At 50.7% G+C, this 19,165-nt stretch carries 15 protein-coding genes and 1 pseudogene; 4 read left to right on the top strand and 12 right to left on the bottom strand.

Translation table 11 applies throughout. From position 1 onward, the window contains the following. Window positions 1-94 precede the first annotated feature (94 nt). Window positions 95-247, top strand: a complete 153-nt coding sequence (locus tag JX360_RS13865) for a hypothetical protein (RefSeq protein ID WP_244352092.1) — start codon at window positions 95-97, stop codon at window positions 245-247. 428 nt (window positions 248-675) lie between these two features. Here JX360_RS13865 and JX360_RS13860 read toward each other — a convergent pair whose 3' ends face one another. From JX360_RS13860 to JX360_RS13835, 7 genes are all read right to left on the bottom strand, one after another. Then, a complete protein-coding gene (locus JX360_RS13860; protein ID WP_244352086.1) occupies window positions 676-1,869 on the bottom strand; it encodes a nucleotidyltransferase domain-containing protein in 1,194 nt (397 codons plus the stop codon). Between the two features lie 11 nt (window positions 1,870-1,880). Further along, window positions 1,881-3,671 (bottom strand): ABC transporter ATP-binding protein, encoded by a 1,791-nt coding sequence (locus tag JX360_RS13855; protein WP_244352079.1) that lies wholly within the window; start codon window positions 3,669-3,671, stop codon window positions 1,881-1,883. A gap of 37 nt (window positions 3,672-3,708) precedes the next feature. After that, the gene (locus JX360_RS13850; protein ID WP_244352078.1) at window positions 3,709-4,686 is read right to left on the bottom strand and encodes a phosphoenolpyruvate carboxykinase (ATP); all 978 of its coding nucleotides are present in this window, start codon (window positions 4,684-4,686) and stop codon (window positions 3,709-3,711) included. A gap of 39 nt (window positions 4,687-4,725) precedes the next feature. Next, window positions 4,726-4,914, bottom strand: coding sequence for a hypothetical protein (locus JX360_RS13845; protein WP_244352077.1), 189 nt, complete (start codon window positions 4,912-4,914; stop codon window positions 4,726-4,728). A gap of 93 nt (window positions 4,915-5,007) precedes the next feature. Next, complete coding sequence (locus tag JX360_RS18045) at window positions 5,008-5,184, bottom strand: lasso RiPP family leader peptide-containing protein (RefSeq protein ID WP_425244413.1); 177 nt, start codon at window positions 5,182-5,184, stop codon at window positions 5,008-5,010. Window positions 5,185-5,272: 88 nt separating this feature from the next. Next, the gene (locus JX360_RS13840; RefSeq protein WP_244352076.1) at window positions 5,273-7,291 is read right to left on the bottom strand and encodes a lasso peptide isopeptide bond-forming cyclase; all 2,019 of its coding nucleotides are present in this window, start codon (window positions 7,289-7,291) and stop codon (window positions 5,273-5,275) included. Then, window positions 7,288-7,770 (bottom strand): lasso peptide biosynthesis B2 protein, encoded by a 483-nt coding sequence (locus JX360_RS13835; RefSeq protein ID WP_279611513.1) that lies wholly within the window; start codon window positions 7,768-7,770, stop codon window positions 7,288-7,290. The genes JX360_RS13840 and JX360_RS13835 overlap by 4 nt, the downstream gene beginning before the upstream one ends. Window positions 7,771-8,334: 564 nt before the next feature. Between JX360_RS13835 and JX360_RS13830 the strand changes: the two genes are divergently transcribed. Further along, on the top strand, window positions 8,335-10,359 hold the full coding sequence (locus tag JX360_RS13830; protein ID WP_244352074.1) for a sensor domain-containing diguanylate cyclase: 2,025 nt from the start codon (window positions 8,335-8,337) through the stop codon (window positions 10,357-10,359). A gap of 18 nt (window positions 10,360-10,377) precedes the next feature. On the opposite strand, the gene JX360_RS13825 is transcribed toward JX360_RS13830, so the two are convergent. The 4 genes from JX360_RS13825 to JX360_RS13810 form a co-directional block, all read right to left on the bottom strand. Further along, complete coding sequence (locus tag JX360_RS13825; protein WP_244352072.1) at window positions 10,378-10,749, bottom strand: hypothetical protein; 372 nt, start codon at window positions 10,747-10,749, stop codon at window positions 10,378-10,380. A gap of 743 nt (window positions 10,750-11,492) precedes the next feature. Further along, window positions 11,493-12,992 carry a cobyric acid synthase gene (locus JX360_RS13820; protein WP_244352121.1) on the bottom strand — a complete coding sequence of 500 codons (1,500 nt, stop codon included), beginning with the start codon at window positions 12,990-12,992 and terminating at the stop codon, window positions 11,493-11,495. Between the two features lie 72 nt (window positions 12,993-13,064). Next, on the bottom strand, window positions 13,065-14,324 hold the full coding sequence (locus JX360_RS13815) for an AI-2E family transporter (protein WP_244352119.1): 1,260 nt from the start codon (window positions 14,322-14,324) through the stop codon (window positions 13,065-13,067). A 261-nt stretch (window positions 14,325-14,585) separates the two neighbouring features. Then, on the bottom strand, window positions 14,586-15,749 hold the full coding sequence (locus tag JX360_RS13810) for a tetratricopeptide repeat protein (protein WP_244352070.1): 1,164 nt from the start codon (window positions 15,747-15,749) through the stop codon (window positions 14,586-14,588). Window positions 15,750-15,944: 195 nt separating this feature from the next. On the opposite strand from JX360_RS13810, the gene JX360_RS13805 reads away from it, so the two are divergent. Then, window positions 15,945-18,080, top strand: coding sequence for a lytic transglycosylase domain-containing protein (locus tag JX360_RS13805; RefSeq protein WP_244352069.1), 2,136 nt, complete (start codon window positions 15,945-15,947; stop codon window positions 18,078-18,080). A gap of 84 nt (window positions 18,081-18,164) precedes the next feature. After that, window positions 18,165-18,740, top strand: coding sequence for a phosphohistidine phosphatase SixA (sixA, locus tag JX360_RS13800; protein WP_244352068.1), 576 nt, complete (start codon window positions 18,165-18,167; stop codon window positions 18,738-18,740). A 359-nt stretch (window positions 18,741-19,099) separates the two neighbouring features. On the opposite strand, the pseudogene JX360_RS13795 reads toward sixA, so the two are convergent. Further along, a pseudogene (locus JX360_RS13795) lies at window positions 19,100-19,165 on the bottom strand (IS200/IS605 family transposase); the annotation flags it as partial.

Genomic DNA, 19,165 nt, shown 5'->3' with positions numbered 1-19,165 from the left:
AAGGGATCCGACATCTGCTATGGTGCATGGGGGTTGAGTTCTCCTGCACAAGCGTTATTGCTACGCAACGCTTTGCGAATGTGAGGTGATGTTCATGTCTCCCGTGCTGTGGCAAGCGATTGGGTATGCCTGTGGGATTTCGCTGGGAATCCTGGTGTTAGCAGGCTTGGTGAATCTTCTCATGCGGCGCTTGGAGCAGCAGCCTGAATCCTCTCGCGTTAGCGGAGGCAATGGTAGCCTAGTGTGAACAGGGTAGTCCTGGTTCTAAGGTGGAGTCCCTAGAGCGACGTTCGGAAGCACCTGAGGATCTAGAAGGCTTCCAGATTCGTCCCACACCACAAGAGCAAGAGGGGAGCTAAAAGCCTTTTCCTGAAATAGAGGTTTTCCAGGAATGTACTGACCTCATGCTAACCTTACCAGCTTTATGAACATGGAAAAATTAAACCAGATGACAACCTTGCCTCGAAGGGCTCAAATCCCAATTCCCGACGCAGACATTGCCCAAATTTGCCAGCAATATCATGCCAGCAATATCATATTTACAGCCCTTTGCGCCAAGGGCACGCTAGCGCGACCGTTAGTCACCTAGCACGGGGGAATCCCCTTCGCGACAGCGGTGCGGAGCATTAAAGGACTGTAAGACCGTTGCTGGATAAGCTTAGGGAGTTCTGTAAGCTAAATTAGGAGTTTGCAGGATGATTTAATGATTAGTCGTATTGGCCTTATCAGTAGTGATAGTGTTTCCAATATCCAGAAGACAGGTTTCTGATTTAAAAACTTCATTTCCCTGAGCCAAGACTTATCATGCTCGTTAGGTAGTATCTTCTCCTCCAACCAGCGGCGAAAGGGGTATACATGTCTACGTGTCCAACAAAATAACAAATTCTCTAGAAAGTTAGGCACCTGACTTGAATGGGAAAAGAAACGATTTGTGATGTGTCGAATCAGATTTATTTGTATGAGACTAGATCTAAACTCAGGGACTTTTGGAATTAGGTCAGACGATCCAAAAACTTCCTCGCAAAGATTTAGACTCAAAACTAGAGCCTGACGAGTCCGAAAGTCATTGGTTAGGCTATGGATATAGTTCCAGTCTAACTTAGGAAAACTTGTCAGCAGCTGGGCAATGTCACAAATCCACTTTAATTGCTGCCAGTTATCCTTGGTGCCATGAATACAGAGCAAGACAAGAAGGGTCTCTGGCGTGAAGGCTAATACGGAATTACCCTGAAGATTAATTGAAATTGCCTCTTTCCAGAGCTTCGTATAATCAATCGGGATCGGGTAGTAACTTGGAGTAAGGGCTGAATGTAGATCGATGCAATATCCCCTGTTTGGATCTATAAAATAGCGATCTCCATTTTCGATAAATCCTCTAATCTGCCGTGCCTGATATCCCGAGGTTTGTAGCAACTCAGCCAATCGATCCAGATTTTCTTCTTCGACTAGGATATCAAGATCACAATAGCTACGTTTCGTAACATCTCCAAAAAGTTGATGAGCCAAGATGGGGCCTTTGAATCCAAGGATCGGGATCCCTACCTTTTGACATCGATGCTGAAGTTGGAGGAACTCCCCAAGCAAGCTAAGATTCTGAAGCCTTTTTCGGTTTAGAAATGCTCTCAAATTCACCCGCCATTCGGGCAGATTTCCAGGTTGCCACCCAGCCTCAAGGAGCGCTTCTACCCCATTTCTGATTGCAAGGTTGAGCAAGAGCCCAGAATCATAAGTCTCTACTGAGTTAAGTTGGTTAAGTTGGTTAAGTTGGTGATCTATGTTTTGTTGATGTGGCCAATTTAATGCTTTACGTAATGCTGAGAGCAGTAGTTTTGCTTCTGGACTCAATGGGGTATTGCCAGAGGTTAACATCTGTGGGATCCCTAAATGGCAATAGGTTGTTGTTGTAATTGTGCTTTCCAGGAGTGGGCATAGGATCCTGAGCTAGCTAATAACTCGTTGTGGGATCCTGACTCAACAATTTGTCCGTTACGCATGACGTAGATTAAATCTGCATGACGAGCCAAATTTAATCTGTGTGTGATTAGCAAGGAAGTCTTTCCCTCGCTTACCTTACGAAAACGGCTGACCCACTCTAACTCAGCCCAGGGATCCAATGCGCTAGTCGGCTCATCCAAAAGGATAATTGGAGCCTGTCGGTAAAAGGCTCTCGCTAGGGCAATCCGCTGCCATTCACCCCCGCTGAGATCAGTTCCTTTGACAAAAGCAGTTCCCAAAAGAGTATCGTATCTCTGATGTAATCGATTAATGGTTTCCTCTGCTCCTGCCATGACAGCAGCTGCACGAACTCTTGTTTCTTCAATGGGACTCTTGAGATCTCCCATGGCAATGTTTTCTGTAACCGTGGCCTGATAGTTAACTGGCCATTGGAATAAAACAGTGATCATGCTTCGAAGCTCTTCAACAGAAAACTCTTCTAGCTTGGATTGATCTAGTAGAATGCGGCCTCTCTCAGGTTGATAGAATCGACAAAGTAATTTAATCAAGGTACTTTTGCCAGCGCCATTATCTCCAATTATTGCTGTAAATTTTCCTGCTGGTAGAAACAGGTCAAGATTTTCTAGTGCCCAACTTTGGCTTCCAGGATAACGGAAGTAAACCCCTTCAACCTCAATACCTCTTTCTAGCTTTGAGGGCATGGGTTTTGGGCTTTTGGGATCCTGTAGTTGAGGCTCCAACTGTAGAAAAGTGAAGAGATTCTCTAGAAATAGTCCGCTCTGGTGTATCTCGCTGAGACTACCTAGCAAAGATCGCATCAAAGTTTGCCCCCGATTAAATGCCTGGTAAAACAGGGCTAAATCCCCAAGGCTAGCCAAACCTTGCAAGCTTCGCCAAAACATCCACGCCATTGCCGCTCCTGAAACACCCAATCCTAAAGCAGAAGCCCCTAAACGGCCCAAGCTTTGATTGCGTAGCAGGCGCAACCTTTGCTGTCTAAGGGTTTTGCGAATCGATTGGTAGATAGTCGTGAAATGCTCTCCAAGATCAAAGATTCGAACTTCAGCTGCCACTACCTTTTGAGTAAGCATTAGATCGTAGTATTCAGTCCATCGCCGCTCAGGTGTTGTCTCTTTCCACCAACGATAATGTTGACGGTTAAAGACCAGTAAGACGTAGAAGGCGGGAAGAGTGCCGATGAGTAGCAAGAGTGGTAACCAAAGCGCGTAGGTGCTGAGCACAACAAACATGCTCAAGAAACTCATCCCATTTTGAAACAGTTGTCCCCAGCTTTCTAGAAGAGCCAGTGACCTCTGACTAGCCTCGCCTCGAGCTTGATGCAGTTGGTCGTGATAGTTAGGTGTTTCGTAGAAGGCAAGATCCAGTCGAGTTGATTGGCGATGAATGAGTAGGCTGATGTAATCTCTGACCCGTTCCGCTTGATAAGCCCTTACCCAACCTAATGCTGATTGCCCTAGTTCTCCGAGTAGCAATAAGCTCGCCATTCCCGTTACCGGCCATATCAGTAGAGAGATCCCTTGCGTTCCCAAAGGCAATGCGACTACCAAGCCATCCACCAGTGTCTTGGTTAAATAGACAGTACCAACTGGCAGAAGCCCTTGCCAAAGCAATAACCCCAGCCAAACCCAGGTCCACTTTCCCGCTGCCTCAGTTAATATTTGGAATGCCTGGAGTAGCCGTCTTAGCCGGGTCATGAATTCACTCACTCTCTCACCAATAACAACCTTGGGCTCAAACTGACATTACAGAAAGATTTATCTGGTGCTCTCCCAAATTGGATATCGTGGCTTTCTGGGTTGTAGAAAGTCCTGCCTCTACTTCCAAATCAGAGATTAAGTTAGGTATGTATTCCAACGAACGATGACGATGTAACCGAGCAATTTTCACTTGCTTTGCCAAACGAGTACATTGTTCAAGATGAGTTCGTAAGTTCTCCGGATCCCGAAGCAAGTGACTAACCCGTGTAAATCGGATTAGATCTATGACTGCTGATTGATGATTAAGAATCTCGATCCAAGTTTTCGAGGCAAAGGTGTTATCCAAACTATAGATCTTACCTACAGGAACGCAACGCTGGTCAAAACCCTCCTGTAAAGCCTTATTGCGTTTTAATGCCAAGGGATGAATCAGAGACAACTTATCAAAGGTGTAACCTAAATATTCTGCTGAGTCGGGTAACAGACGTACATTCGGATAGCCTGCCAGCACTTGCCAAGTTTCCTCAAGGGGATCCCAGCGTATTGCCGTTACATCATCTGTTATTAGAGGATACCCTTTCTGATTCAAAGCTGTTGCCAAAGTAGATTTACCTGCTCCTGAGTGGCCCATGAAAACAAAAGCCGATTCTCCCAAAAGAACACTACTGGCATGAAGGACTAAAAAACCTCGCTGACGTAGCAAGGCTGAAATCAATGGCCCCATAATAATTGGGCGAATAAACTCCAACTCAATTCCAGGCAGTGGCTGAACTTGAATCAGGTTCCCTCCACTTACCCAAAAGTCACCCAGAGGGATCCCATCCTTAAGTATTCCACAGATAGACTGAGAGCAATTTACCTCAGCTTCCTTCACTTTCTCCCAGTCTATTTCTCCAAATTCAATGCAGACATCAGGCTCCAGATCTCCCGTGTCGCTTGGTTCACTAACAACCAGTTCAGGAAAGGGAATATTGGACTTGATTCGCAGTCCGTAAGCAATGTAGGTAGCCATTCACAGCACCACAAAAATACATTAAATCCTTAAAAAAGGTTATCTCACACAAGGGCCTATCTTACCTTCAACAAGACAAGCATCACTGGATAAATTTCCTACAACACCAATTGGGCCAAAATCTGGGCCAAGTATTAAATCGCTTGCGCTTCCTGGATTTAATGCCTGAGTTAAGTTAGACAAGGATCCAAATTTCTCAAGAGTAGGTAGCTTCCATTTTTTCTTCATAGATATCACTCACTTTGATTATTAGAAAAGGGGGCAAGGGATCCCGCCCCCAATCCAGATCATTTCAAAGAGCCCATAGGCTAACCCAACTACTTAAATGCACTTTCCTTCGATCTGTGCACAGGCATCAATGGAACCAGTGCCTGGGTCACCTACAACAACGCCACCAGGCCCAGTCAAGACATCAGAGCCTGCATTGCCAAAAAGCTGGGTTAGCTCTGAGAAAGAACCATGCTTAACAAAAGAAGGGGAACCCCATTCTTGCTTCATAAAAGACCTCCAAAAAGGTACAAAATTGCGATTTTAGTATAACGCTTCTAAGGTGTAAATTCAACGGTATTTATCCTATCGTAATGTCTTAAATACATCTTCTCCCACTGATCTTTTGCCAGGTTAGAAGGTTGCTAATTTTCCAGGCTGCTAATGTCTCTGGTGGGTTAAGGGATCCATCCTTTCTTCTTAGAATGTTAAGTAAAGTCGGGATGAAAGATGGGTTGACTAGCCCATGCTGTTCAATGACTTTACTGGTGAGGATCTCAACCAGTTCCTTGCGGTTGACCTGGCATAACCCATAGGTGAAGGATGGCTCCATATTCGATTTGCTGTGCCTTAGCCTCACCTTTTCTGGCAAAATGCCATACATTGATCGTCTAAGAATACGGCGCGTCCAACCCTGATTAAGCTTCTGTTGTGGTGGAAGCGCTAAGCAAAATTCAACTAAGCGACGATCAAAAAATGGGTGCCGAGCTTCAATATAGCAAGCGGCAGCTGACAGATCAATGATCTCCATCATGGAAGGAATCAAACCTGTAGTGAGCGTACAAGCATGTTGTTGGCGTTCGCTTATGGGTGGAAGAGCTTCTTTTTGCCTAAGTTTTGCGAGTCGTTGATCTAGAGATTTATTGTTGACACGGCTCGAATCAAGAAGTTGAAGATTCCACCAGTAGTCTGAATGTTTACCTGTCCGCCAATAAAGCCACTTCTCTTTTGCAAAATCGGGTAACAAAGGCTTTAAGCCATAACGCAGCCATAATCCAACCAGCGAGACAGGTAGGAGTTTGGAGATATGTTGTGCATGATTTAAAAAGCCTTGCCAATCCCTTTGCTGTGCCCTTTTTTGTAGGTGTGGAGCACCGAAGGTTTGAAATAGCTGGCGCTGACCTTGGGATCCACTTGCTAGAGCCGAGATTTCTGTTGCAAAATGTTCCCATTCCCCTTGATGGGCCAATTCATGCAACCACCCCGTACCATGGGAAAGAACTGTATCTCCATCAAAACCATCCAAAACAACGCGGATCCCTGTTTGCTGAGCGGCCCGGTTCAAACCCCACACCAAAAAATGAGTCGGCCCATAGTAGGCTTGGTCGTGAAAAGAGTAGATGGACTCTGACTCAGAAAGTGGCCCCAGTTGATCGGCAACCACAAAGTGAGGAGTGTATTCACCCGCTTCCAAAACCGCCTGTATGTACGTCCGTTCATCACACTCCTGTACGGATTCAAACACGTTGGAGAAAGTATGTAGTTCGGTCTCGGGTTGTATCTTCTTGGCCATGCAGGTAACAGACGATGAATCCAACCCCCCACTCAGATGGGATCCAATCGGGCCTGTACTGCGTAAGCGACAAGCGACTGCTGCTTGGAAAAGGTTGTGGAAAGTATCCACATAGTCACTGTCGCTGGGCAGATTTAATTTCTGTTCCGGATCAAGGCGCCAATACGTAGCTTGTCGGAGTCCAGTCCGAACATTTATCAACATTGATGTTGCGGGAGGCAATCGGCACACATCCTGGAAAAAAGTGTGCTCCTGATCCTCAAATTCTCCTAACAGGTAATCGGTAATACGCTCCTCATTCAGATGGTCTGTGACCCAGGGCAAGATCAATAAAGACTTGATCTCAGAAGCAATGGCAAAGCCAAACTCAGGTTTGTAGCTGTAGTAAAAGGGCTTAATCCCCATGTGATCACGGACACAGAAGAGCTGTTGTTGGGGTTCATCCCAGATGGCAAAAGCAAAATCTCCCAACAGGTATTCCGGGCAACGGGATCCCCACCTCAGGTAGGCCTGCAGGATGACATACCCATCCCCTTTCTCTCGTTCTGACCCCGTTAACCCTAGGAGCGAATAAAGTTCCTCTCGGTTGTCAATCCGGGCATCTGCCGTGATCACAACCTGACCACTGGGATCCCTTAAAGGCATGACCTCATGTAAGGACTCTGGCGTTGTCCAAAGTGCACAGTGGCCTAAACCAACTCCTTTGTTCCACCAGATATCTGATCCATCAGGCCCACGATGCTTCAACCGATCCAGCATTGCTCGCAGTTGCCATGGCTTAACCTCCCCTCTCTCAAAATCCCAAAAGCCAACTATGCCACTCATAGAGAGATCCCCTCCCGCACCTGAAGTATTGAATACTGACTGAGTTCTGGGATCCCCCCGATAACGACACTGCCATCACAAACCACCCAGGCATGGGCAGAAAAATCCATAGACTTGTCTAGCCTTGCCCCCAACTGCAACGAGGGAGCAAATCCATATCGGCGCAGCAGGATCCCTGCCGTCAGGGCTCTAGCCAGACACTTGACCCCCGGTACTAGCGAGCTAGCCTGATCAATGGCTCGGATGACTTGAGAAAGCTTCACCCCTGAGCCTCTAGAGCGAGACGCTTCCTGGGGAGTCTGAACAGAGGCCAGCTTTAGCAACATAACTCTCCACACTTGGAAGGGGAGTAGCGCCAGCATGAACCGGGCAGCTAGCAGAAGCACCCATGCCTCAAGGAATAGAATCCTCTCAATGGCAGAAAGGGAGCGCCACTTGGCAAGTTTAGAAAGATACCCCTGTAGAAACTGAACCGTCATCCCTCACTCAATCCCCTGCAAACCTCTGGGTCGACTCTGCCTACAACCATCTGGCAGCCTTACTTGACAAACTGCCATAGGGAGATCCCGCCTCACCAAACATCGCCAAACCTTAGCTTGTTAACCATTTGTTAACCACAAGGAGTGCGCGTGAACGCAAGTCCCAGTAATCTAAACCGTAATCTCACGCAATCTATCGAGCCTTTTCTAACCTGGCGAGTCCAATGTTCCATCTTTCTTAAGAATTTCTTTATAACTAGCCAAAGAAAATCTTAAGTTCCATGTCCACACTGGGAAACTCCGTGACAACACGGATGTTCAGGAGGTAGGCTGTTGCTGTTTCAACTGCTATCGGCCTCAATTGTATTTTTAACTACACCAATCTGCCTGCTTTTACGTAAGTACAACTGCTGAAGTCGTGTGAACCAGGATATTGCTCTTAGCGGACTGTTATTAGTCAGCGAATTATGGCCTACTGATAAGCGCTCCTCTGGGTAGGAGTAGGTTCGGATTTGAATTTGATATCTCTGCTTAACTTTGCCTTTACGCCCTGGGATAACCTTTATGAGCCTTTTTGAGGAAGTCATAGCCACCCCTAAGCCCCTGGCAAGTGTAGGTGTACTCCCGTCTGTTCAATCTTGTGCAGGGATGTCTGAACAAGAGGAATCCAGCAGCCTGGGTGATTTTGATCACTTGTCGGCAATGGTGGCATTGGGGATCCCCCTATTTGAGCTTGGTGAAAACTTGATCCAGTATCTCCAAAAGCAAATCAACTCTATCCGCGGGGGGCTGATCGTACAGGTGCAGCATTTGGGTGGCAGCACTGAGCAAGAGATGGAAACGATAGTGATGACTGATCTCCCTCCCAGTTATCAGCGTTCCCTGCACCATTCCCTTAGGGCTCCCTGTGACAACATCTTCTGGGAATCCTACCGAACTGGTGAGCCAATCATTCAAGCCGACATCACTCAGAACCAGCAAGGATGGAGTCACTGGGATTGGGTCATCTCTTCGGGGTTAGCCTCCTGCTGGGTATTCCCGATCTTCGCTTTGGATGAGGGTACCAACGTTATTGGGCTTCTGGCATTATTCAGAGAGTGCGTAGGTGCCCCTAGCTCAGAAGACTGGCAGCTGATTGAGGAGGTCATTCAACTGGCGGGTGTTGGGATCCAGCGCCATCGCTGTGAGATGCATCTCCGGCAACTGCAGCAGAATTACAGCCAACTGCTCGATACCCTGCCAGGGATCCTGTGGGAAGCTGATGGCCGAACCTTGATGCTCAATCACATTGGTGAGTCGGTGGAAGCCTTGCTGGGTTACCCTGTACAGCGCTACTTAACCAGCCAGTTGCTTTGGAAGGAAGCTGTTCATCCCGAGGATCGCCAAAGAGTGCATCGGGCAAGGTTGAGTCTATTGGAAGGAAAAACAGCTACTGAAAATTCTTCCCATAGTGAATCGTTGAGGTATCGGTTAGTGAGTTCAACGGGTCAGGCAATATGGGTGCAGGAGCATCTGACCTCTTATCGAGATCATTCTCAAAAGCCCATGCTCAGAGGACATATCACGGTACTTGAAGATGCTGTACCTTTGCATGAAACACCCATAGTTGTTCCCCTGGAACAATCCTCTTTTATTAAAAAACAAGTCAAGCACCAAGAGTTTCATAACTGTAATAGTAGATTCAACATACAACTCTCACCATCAAAATCAAAGGCAGAGCAGCAGACTTTTTCGAAGCAGCTTGAGTCCAGGGACTATTGCGAACTGGCTCATGATGAAGATTTGGAGCTGAGAGAGGCCATTCGTAGGCAAGAGCTGCAGGTTTACTATCATGGCATTCTTTCCTTGGAGTCTGGCAAACTCATTGGCTTTGAAGCTCTTCTCAGGTGGGCTCACCCCAGGCTAGGGTTGCTCACCCCCAATCAGTTTTGGGGAATTGCAGAACGTTCTGGGCTAGCTGTAGAGATTGGCTGGTGGGTTCTGACTACTGCTTGTCAAAAGGTGCTTGAGTGGCAGGATATTTTCATGCCTACTGTGCCCCTATCTTTGTGTGTCAATGTATCTCCTTCACAACTAGAACAAGAGGACTTTGTTCCTCGCCTAACTTCAATCTTAGAGGCGGTTCACTTTCCTACCAACCAACTGATGCTAGAGATTACTGAAGATGCCATGATGTCTTGCAGCAAAAAGACTCAATCAAAATTGTCTGGCCTCAAAGCTAGGGAGATCACCTTTAATATTGACAACTTTGGATCTGGCTTCTGTTCTCTGCATCAGCTCAATCGGTTTCCGATTGGTGCCCTCAAGATCAATCCCTTCCTTGTCCAAGACCTCAGCGGTGCTCAACAAGGCGCAGAAGAGCTAATTCGTGCCATTGTCAGCTTTGCTCTTGACTTGAACTTGCAGGTCATTGCGGAAGGAGTAGAAACCACCGAGCAATCTGCCCTTCTGAAGGCTATGGGCTGTAAATATGCGCAGGGGTACCTTTTCCATCAACCTCTACCGAGTGAGCTGGTTCAACATCTTTTTGTTCAACCCTCACCGCCCTCTCCTCGGAAAAGACAGCGACGCTCCCGCAAGACAGCTTAAGTTAGAACTACGCTAGAACTACGCGGATTCTCCACTCACATTCACTGCTGGCATTTCAGGAGACAGGAAGCGAAGGCAGGGCTTTTTGCTGAGACGACGGCGGCGGTTGAGTTCTAGGCCAAACGCCTCATAGGCTTCTGAAGACTGCCACAGACGAAAAGTATTAAACTTAACAGTGCGGGTGCCGTCGAGGCTGGAAACCGTTGAGTCCGAATCTTCAGGATCTCCACCTAAAGCACGAAAGGCATCGGCGGTGCTGAGCCATTCTTCAGGTCGATCTTGGATCAAGGCTGAGGAGGTGGAGGATTCACGCCCATTGGAAGAAGGTCGGCCTTTGAATGCCGAAGCTGCTGGGGTAGGGTGAGAAGAAACCTGCTGAGAAGAAATCAAGGCTATCTCCTCGAGTTGAGCTACACGCTGGGTCAGTTCTGTCACTTTTTGCCTGAGAGAGGCGAGCTCATCAACCAAACTCAGGCTTGTGCCTTTCCCAGCTGATTATCCGTAGAACTTACTTCCTGAGCCAAAGCCCATTGGATGAAGTGACTCACCACCGCGGCAAGTCCCTCATCCGTCAGAGACTCTGCTGAAGAGGGAAGCAATCGTTGCTCTTTAGCCCACTGACTCAACTGGCTACAAACATGCTGCTTCAATGTGATAGCCAAAGGTCTTACTGTTTCCATAAGCGCAATTTTTACCGTCTATCCTTATTCTATGCATTATTCGTGACTTTAGCTCTGAAAGCGTCTGAAATAGAGATGGTTCAGTAATTATGACTACTGTTAAACCTGAGCGGCAGTATCAATATCTTTTACCCAATCCGTAAATCATGGGAATAACGTGGGACAACTTGTTAATAAGTTCACATTATTAGGTACCATTTAAGGAACTATGGAAGCTTGTTACAGCCCTTTCGCTAGTCACCTAGCACGGGGGAATCCCCGGAGCCCTTTCAAAATGAGGTAAGGACACAACAGTTGTTGTAGTAAACCCGCGAAAGGGCCATAATCGAACTTTGTCTTTTTGTAAAGATTATTCAGAAGCTGTCTGTAGCCATCAGGTCTAGGTTAAATAGGCGGGTGAGTTGAAAGGCTACGGCTTGAGGCTTCCCAGTTGGGTTTGGTCTCAAGGTGCTTTCAAGCCGAGCTTGGCTTTACAGGGTGAAATAGGCTCAAATTGAGGTGGGGTTGCCACTGGTCGGCGAGTTCTTCCAGGAGGGCTTCCCGTTGCTGGGCGTAGTGCCCCTCTAGTTCTGGCAAGGGATCCCAACCTTTTTGTTGTCTGAGGTGGTTGAGCCATTGCCGTCGCCAAAGGTGGTTGTCGAAGAGCCCATGCAGGTAAGTGCCCCACACCCGACCGGAGGGATCCCGCCAGCCTAAGTTCTCTTGTTCAAACAGAGACAGACAGCCAGCAGGGTTGGTTTGAGTGGATCCCTGATGAATTTCGTAACCCAAGATGGGAGCCTGTCCGGGCCATAGACTGTGAGTTTGGATCTGCCGGGTCACTTTGGTCGGTGCGAGGACTGTTGTCAGGGGGAGAAAACCCAACCCAGGATAGGTACCCGCAACGCCTTCTACACCCTCAGGATCGCTGATTGTTTCCCCCAACATCTGTAAACCGCCGCAAATACCGACAATGGGTCCGGAATATTGACGCAGTTGATCGGCAAGGCCCGTTTGTTGCAAAACCAGAAGGTCAGCAAGGGTGGTTTTGCTACCGGGGAGAATGACCCCATCTGGGGATCCCAAGACTTCACCGGGGTGAACCCAGCGCAGATGGACGGTGGGTTCTGCTGCCAAAGGGTCAAAGTCTGAGAAATTGGCGATCCGGGGCAAACGAATCACGGCAATCTCCAACTGGGATCCCCTCCAATCCGTCTGACTGGAACTCCCTCGCCGATTCTCTAGCAGTTGTGGATGGGCCCTGTCTGGGATCCCCATCGAATCCTCTTGGGGGAGAGCCCAATCCAGCCACGGTAAAACTCCGACCACCGGGATCCCGGTGTAGTTTTCTAGCCAATCCAGCCCCGGCTGCAACAATTCCCGTGAGCCTCGAAATTTGTTGATCACAATGCCCCGGATTAAAGCTCGTTCTTCCGGCTCTAGCAGTTGGAGGGTACCGACCACGTGAGCCAATGCCCCACCCCGGTCAATATCGGCCACCAACCAAGTGGGGGATCCCAGGTGTAAGGCGACCCGCATATTCACCAGATCCCGATGTTTCAGGTTTACCTCTGCTGGACTACCGGCTCCCTCACAAATAATCCAGTCGTAGTGTTGTTGCAGGTGGGCCAGGGCTGATTTGACCGCCTGCCAACCGGGTTCGAACCAGCGTTCGTAGTACTCTCCGGCGCGGTAGGTGCCTGCTGCCATCCCCTTCAAAATCACCTGCGATGTCAGATTCCCCTGGGGTTTGAGGAGGATTGGGTTCATTTCCACTGTCGGCGGGATCCCGGCGGCCCAGGCTTGCAGGGCTTGGGCATAGGCAATCTCCTTGCCGTCGGCAGTCACGTAGGCATTGAGGGACATATTTTGGGCCTTGAAGGGGGTAACCTTTCTTCCCGCTCTTTTGAGAATGCGGCACAGAGCTGTCACCAACAGGGTCTTGCCCACATGGGAAGAGGTGCCCACCACCATCAATGAACGGGCCAATGGTTGGCCTACGGCCCGCTGACGCGAATCGGTCACCAGGGATCCCTCAAAAGCCGATTAACCTTTGCGCCCCGAAAGGGGGAGTTCTGCTTCTTTAGATCCCTCAAATTCCTCCACTTCAAGAGATCGATCAGCAGAAGACTGAATTCCCACGGCCCCAGACAACTCTGTCCCGTTGGCGTAATGGGTACTGTGTTCAGAGGGAAGCCGTTCTTGAGTCGAGGTGCCCGGATCAGGGCGTGACTGAAGTTTCTCTCGGATCTCCGCCTCTTGCTTCGGCTTTAGATAGAGATTTTCCAGCAAGACTGCCGACCCCGCCACCCAAGGAGGCGCAATCACCGCTCCGATGATTCCCAGCAACTGCGTACCCCCCAACACCGCCAACAGCTGATAGAGGGGTTTAACCCGCACTGAGGATCCCACCAACAAGGGATCCAACACATAGGTTTCTAGATTTTGGATGGCTACATAGAGGATCAGCACCCACAAGAATGTCCAGCCACCCTGCACAATTGCCACCACCAAAGCCGGCAGGGATCCCAAGACCGGGCCGATAAAGGGAATCAGGTTGGTAAACCCGGCAATCACCCCCAGGGCAATGGCAAACTCCGATAAACCGAGAAAGCGCAATGAAACGGTGATCATCACCCCCAAAATGGCGGAAACCAGGACGCGCCCCTGGATATAGCCCCCCATCCGCTGCGCCATTGGATGCACCTGTTGGGCCAGTCGCTCATTCCAGGGATAGGGGAAGAGCTCAACCAAACCTTGGATCAAGCCGGAGCCGCTCACCAACATGTAGCCGGAGATGAAAATCGTCAGCAGTGTGGTCAGGAGTGCTCCCAACAGACCGCGGGTGAAATCAAAGGACTGCACCAACAACTGTTGTCCGGAGCGGATTGCCCATCCCGTCACTGCTTGCGGGTTGATGACTTGGTTCAAATAGTCGATCACCACCGGATCCACCCCCGCCAGATCCGTAATCCAGGTATCGATCAACAGTTGCAAACGCTCCAGATAGGAAGGCAACTTCACCAGTAGCCGTTGGGTCTGGGTCACCACCGTCGGGCCCATGAGCAGAGCCAATCCCAGGATCCCGGCGATTAGGCTCAAATACACCACCACCACCGCCAGCCACCGGGGGATCCGCATCCGCTCCGCCATATCCACAAGAGGAGCCAGTGCCGCCGCCACCACCACCGCGATCATCACTGTCAGCACCAAGCTACGCAGTTGCCACAGCAACAGGAGCAGCATCCCCGTCGCCACAATCAGGGCTACAGAAGACACAGAGATTGTCAATTGTCGTCGACTCATCATTCCAGTTGGCTCATCAGGATCCTGCCGCTCGCGCCATCGGGACGGAGTCTTCCGCAGGGGGGCATCTGTATCATCCTGGCTTGGCTGCAGCTGACTTGCCAATCATGACCTTCCAGTGGATTGCTCGACCCTCCCACGCCCTGCTCGAAGCAATAGACCCCGCATTAAAAAAATTAAAAAAGTAATACAAAAAAGTAATACAGCTACCCATGTGTACGGGGTGAGGGGATCGACTCGGAAATTCAAACCCATGCCAATCTATTTCTGCAAATGTTGTAAGAGTTCTATCCGTACCGCCTCGGCATGTTGGATCCGTTCTGGGGATCCCGTACCTGAAGCCCGCCACAACATCAAGGCGCTGCCCAGATCCGCCGCTGCTTGTCGAGGATTGGAGCCCAAATAGGCCGCAGCTATTCCCCGATAGTAATAGGGATCGCCGCGATGAGGCAGCAGATCGATGGCACGGGTGAAATCTTGGATGGCCAAGCTCAAATCACAAATGCTCCCCCACATCAAGCCCCGATGGACATAGGCATCAAATAAATCGGCTTTGTTTTGGCCTTGTTGGGCCAGCTCAATCGCCAGATGGGAAACATCGAAGGCCGATTCCAATTGTCCTTGTTCAGCCCAAATGCGGGAGCGCATCAGGTGCAGTTGCGGGTTGCGATAGGCAAAGCGATCTAAGGGAGACAAGGTTACCAGCGCTTGTTCTGGTTCCTGCAAACGCTCGTATTGAATTTTGGCCTTGAGCAGATAGGCTTCGGCAAAATAGGGATCCAAGGCAATGGCAATGTTCAGATCCCGCAGAGCAGAGAGAGTCAACTGAGCAATGGCAGAAGCCTGCTCCGGTTGGGGCAAAGCAAAGGGATCTGCTTGGGATTGATGCCAGAAATGTTGTGCCCGTTGCAAGTAAAGCTGGGCATTCCCAGGTTCCTGTTCAATCTGCTGGGTGAGCCGCGCCAGATAATTGGGTGCAACAGGGGTAGAAGCGGGGTGCGATAGGGTGGGATCCTGCCGGCGGGGACGTGCAGACGAAGTGGATGCTGCGCTAAAGCGGGCCGCAATGGGCGTGCGGTGAGGGATCCCGTGTCGATCCACTCGGTCAGAGAGTAACTCATGGGCCAACTCATAGGCCTGCTGTTGGTGCCATTGCGAGCGTTGCTCCAGTTGCTCTACCCGCTCTTGGAGCTGGGCTTGGTTAATTAACAGCGGTGTGGGATCCGGCTCGTCTTCAAAGAACCAAACCAACTCCGTCCCACCAATAGGATCGGACGTGCCAGTAGATTCCGCCAAAGCTTGTAAAGGAACCTGTGTGATTGGGCGCTGCCGTCGTGCCACCAAGCCACACTCACCGCCCATCAGCAACAGCGACAATACCCCCAACAGGACTGATCCAGAAAAAAGAAGACTGGGTCTGAGCATGGGATCCCACCACACGAAACAGCTTGGGACAAAAAGAATTGCCTCTAAGGTAGTTCGCCACAGCGGCACTGTCCAGATTTCCCAACCCTACCGCTGTCCATGGGTTGCCACAGAGTGTTATCAGAAACACGTTTTTCAGTAGCTCAATTGAAGTCAGGTTCAGTATTGTGGTCGAAGATTGTGGGGAGAGAAGGCATGGAGATCCTGACAAACAACAAACGGCTCTGGGCAGGATTGGCTACAGGCGTATTGATGACGGGATCCACCCTGGGTGGAGCGATCTGGGGATCCTGGTCAGCCAATGGAGATTACCGCTCTCAAGCAGAACCTCTGGAAGTGGCTTCCAACCCCGTAGAGGCCAACCAACTTCCTGCAACCTCCGCGACTGCCTTTCTGCAAGCCTATTCAGCTCTGCAAGCGGGCCAGGCCGAGTCTGCCCTCCGCTACTTAGAGGGGTTAGAAGATAGCCTGCCTGTTCTTAGGGATGAAATTTGGAAATTGCGGGCCCAAGCCTACGAAAAGTTACAAGACAAAGAAACAGCCCAGGGCATCTGGTGGCCCAAGATTCTACAGGAATACCCCAATAGCCCGGTCGCGGCCTATGCCCTCTGGGGCATGGGCTATGTGGATCAACTGCGGCAGCAATTTCCCACCCACCCGGTCACCGGACGTGCTCTTAAGTATTTGCTGGGTCTCAACCCTGAACGCTACGACCTGCTGCGAGATTTGGCCCAACATCATCCGCAAACTTCTGGGTTAACGCCGCTGTTGGATCGCTGGCGGCAAGCGCAAGAGGGATCCCTTTCTCCTGCAGATTGGCAGATCATTGCCGATGCCTATTGGGAACAACGGGAATACGGCAGAGCGGCGCGTGCCTATGGTCGTGCCCCTGCCACTTCGCAAAATCTCTATCGTTGGGGACGCAGCCACCAAATTTCGCGGGAGTTTCCCCAAGCGATTGCCGCCTACCAAGCTGCCCTGGCTCAATTTCCAGAGGGGCCGGAGGCCTCCCTGACCCGTCGCCGTTTGGCGGAACTCAGCGATGTGCCCACCGCCATCGAACTGCTCAAGCAGGTGGGATCCCTTTCCAATAGCGATGCCCCGGAAGCTCTCCTCAGCCTCAGTCAACTTTATGACCGCAATGCCAGCCCCCAATCGGCCCAGGCCACCCGCCAAGCCCTGTGGGATCGCTTTCCCGAGAGCGAAGCCGCTGCCAATGCGGCCTGGACGAGTGCCTGGAACCAAGCCCAGGCGGGCAACCTCAACTCGGCCATTGCCATTGCCCAACAGGTGGGATCCCGTCAGCGGGATACGGAAATGGGGGCGCAACTGCTCTACTGGGCAGGCAAATGGCGGGAACAGCAGGGGGATGCGGCAGCAGCCCGACAGACCTATCAGTTGGTGTTGAACCAGTTTCCCCATACCTACTACGCCTGGCGCTCAGCGGTACAACTGGGTTGGCCAGTGGGTGATTTCAGTAGTGGTCGCAAAGTGGTGGAGGTGGATTTTGAGCCGGTGCGCCTACCGCTACCGGAGGTTTCCGAGGCCACACAAACCCTTCATCTGATTGGGGCAAGCCAATTGGCCTGGGAACGCTGGCAAGGAGAAACCCCCGTGCAACGGGATCCCCGCCAGATGAGTATCCCAGAACGCTTTGTTACGGGTATTTTACGCAACAGTGCTGGGGAGCATCTGCGGGGCATCAACCAAGTAGCGGCTTTGCGCTTCAGCGAGGATCCGGATCCCTTACTGGCTGAACTGAAACAGAGACAGGATTTCTGGCAAGCCATTTACCCTCTGCACTACTATGCCAACCCAGACAATTCTTGGGGCGGGGATCCCTACACCCAATCCGGTATGGCCCGCTGGGCGCGGCAATTTAACCTCAACCCGCTGATGGTGGCTGCTTTGATTCGGCAGGAATCCCGGTTTGAGCCGGAGATCGTTTCTGTATCGGGGGCTGTGGGCTTGATGCAGGTGATGCCTGCTACAGGGCAATGGATTGCGCAGCAGATCGGTCTGGCTCAATACAGCCTCACCAACCCGGCGGATAATTTGTACCTGGGATCCTGGTATTTGGACTATACCCACCGCACCTACCAGAACAACACCATGCTGGCTTTGGCCAGTTACAACGGCGGCCCCGGCAATGTAGGTCGATGGCTGAATCGGTACGGCCTCACGGATCCGGATCTGTTTGTGGAGCAGATCCCTTTCGCGGAAACTCGTGGTTATGTGAAGTCAGTGTTTGGCAACTACTGGAACTACTGGCAGCTCTATACCCAGGAGGGGCGTACCTTGGTAAGCCAGCGCCTTTCAAACCCAGGGTGACCCTGAAGGGGATCTCCGGTTCCTTTGACCTCTGAGGCAGCCTTGAGAGCAGTATCCTGAGAAAGTCGGGGTTTGAGAGTGCTCATGGTGTCTGAGGTCGGACGCAGCGGTGAGGATCACTCTGCAGCGGAGATGAAAAACTCGCTGGAGGGACTTTCCGTGGATTTTGTTCGCCATGGCATCGCCGAGGAACCCCAGGCGGAAATGGAAGATGCCTTTCGGGCGCTGACAGACGAGGGCCGCAAACGCTGCCGCAAAATTGCTCGCCAACTGAAAGAGATGGGCTGGCGGTGGAACCTCATTCTGACCAGCCCCTTGGTGCGGGCTCGGCAAACGGCTGAGATTTTTGCCGATGAGGGTCTCTCCAAGATAGTGGAAGTGTTTGAGCCACTGGCTCCCGGCGGGAGTCTGGCGGATCTGGTGCGTTGGCAAACCCAGCAGGATCCCCTGACTTCTTTGGCGTTGGTGGGGCACCAACCGGATTTGAGCCTGTGGGTGCAAGCGGCAACAGGACTACGATCTACCAATAGCCATGCTCATCCAGAAGCCATCACCATCAAAAAGGCAGGCTTGGCCCAGGTGCGGTTTTCGGAAGGCCGTATTGACTATCGCCAGGGATCCCTGACCTTGCTGCTATCTCCGAAAGTGTTGCTGCGTTAGGCCATTTGCCCCCTATAGAGTTGCCGACTGGGACTCCGATGAGAGTTCCCAACGATTCCGCGGATCCCTGGAGGACTGCCGGTGTGTTGTGGCGCACATGGCAGCTTTCATTAACTTTTGTTAAGCTTTGGATGCAATCGCACCGTTCTATGGAGTCAACCTCGTGGCTAAGATCTTCACTCCCGAATTCAACCAGTTTGAGACCATCAACGCGACCCAAGCGTGGTCCTTGTTTTTCACCATCAGCTCTTCTGATCAGCTTTTGGGTCAAAACCCTGCTATCGGTCGTTACATTACCAAGAGCAGCGTAAAGCCCCCGGTTTCTAACTGGGGGATATAAGCGCACAGGCTGAATTTATTCAGCCGTGGTGTGGGTCGTTGATGTATTCCAACACCTTCTGAGTACTAATCTTCCCGGTAGTGTC

This window comes from Thermostichus vulcanus str. 'Rupite' (assembly GCF_022848905.1).
In the GTDB taxonomy this organism is placed as follows: Bacteria; Cyanobacteriota; Cyanobacteriia; order Thermostichales; family Thermostichaceae; genus Thermostichus; species Thermostichus vulcanus_A.
The sequence above is the reverse complement of the archived record's forward strand: the minus strand, read 5'-3'. Positions and strand labels throughout refer to the sequence as shown.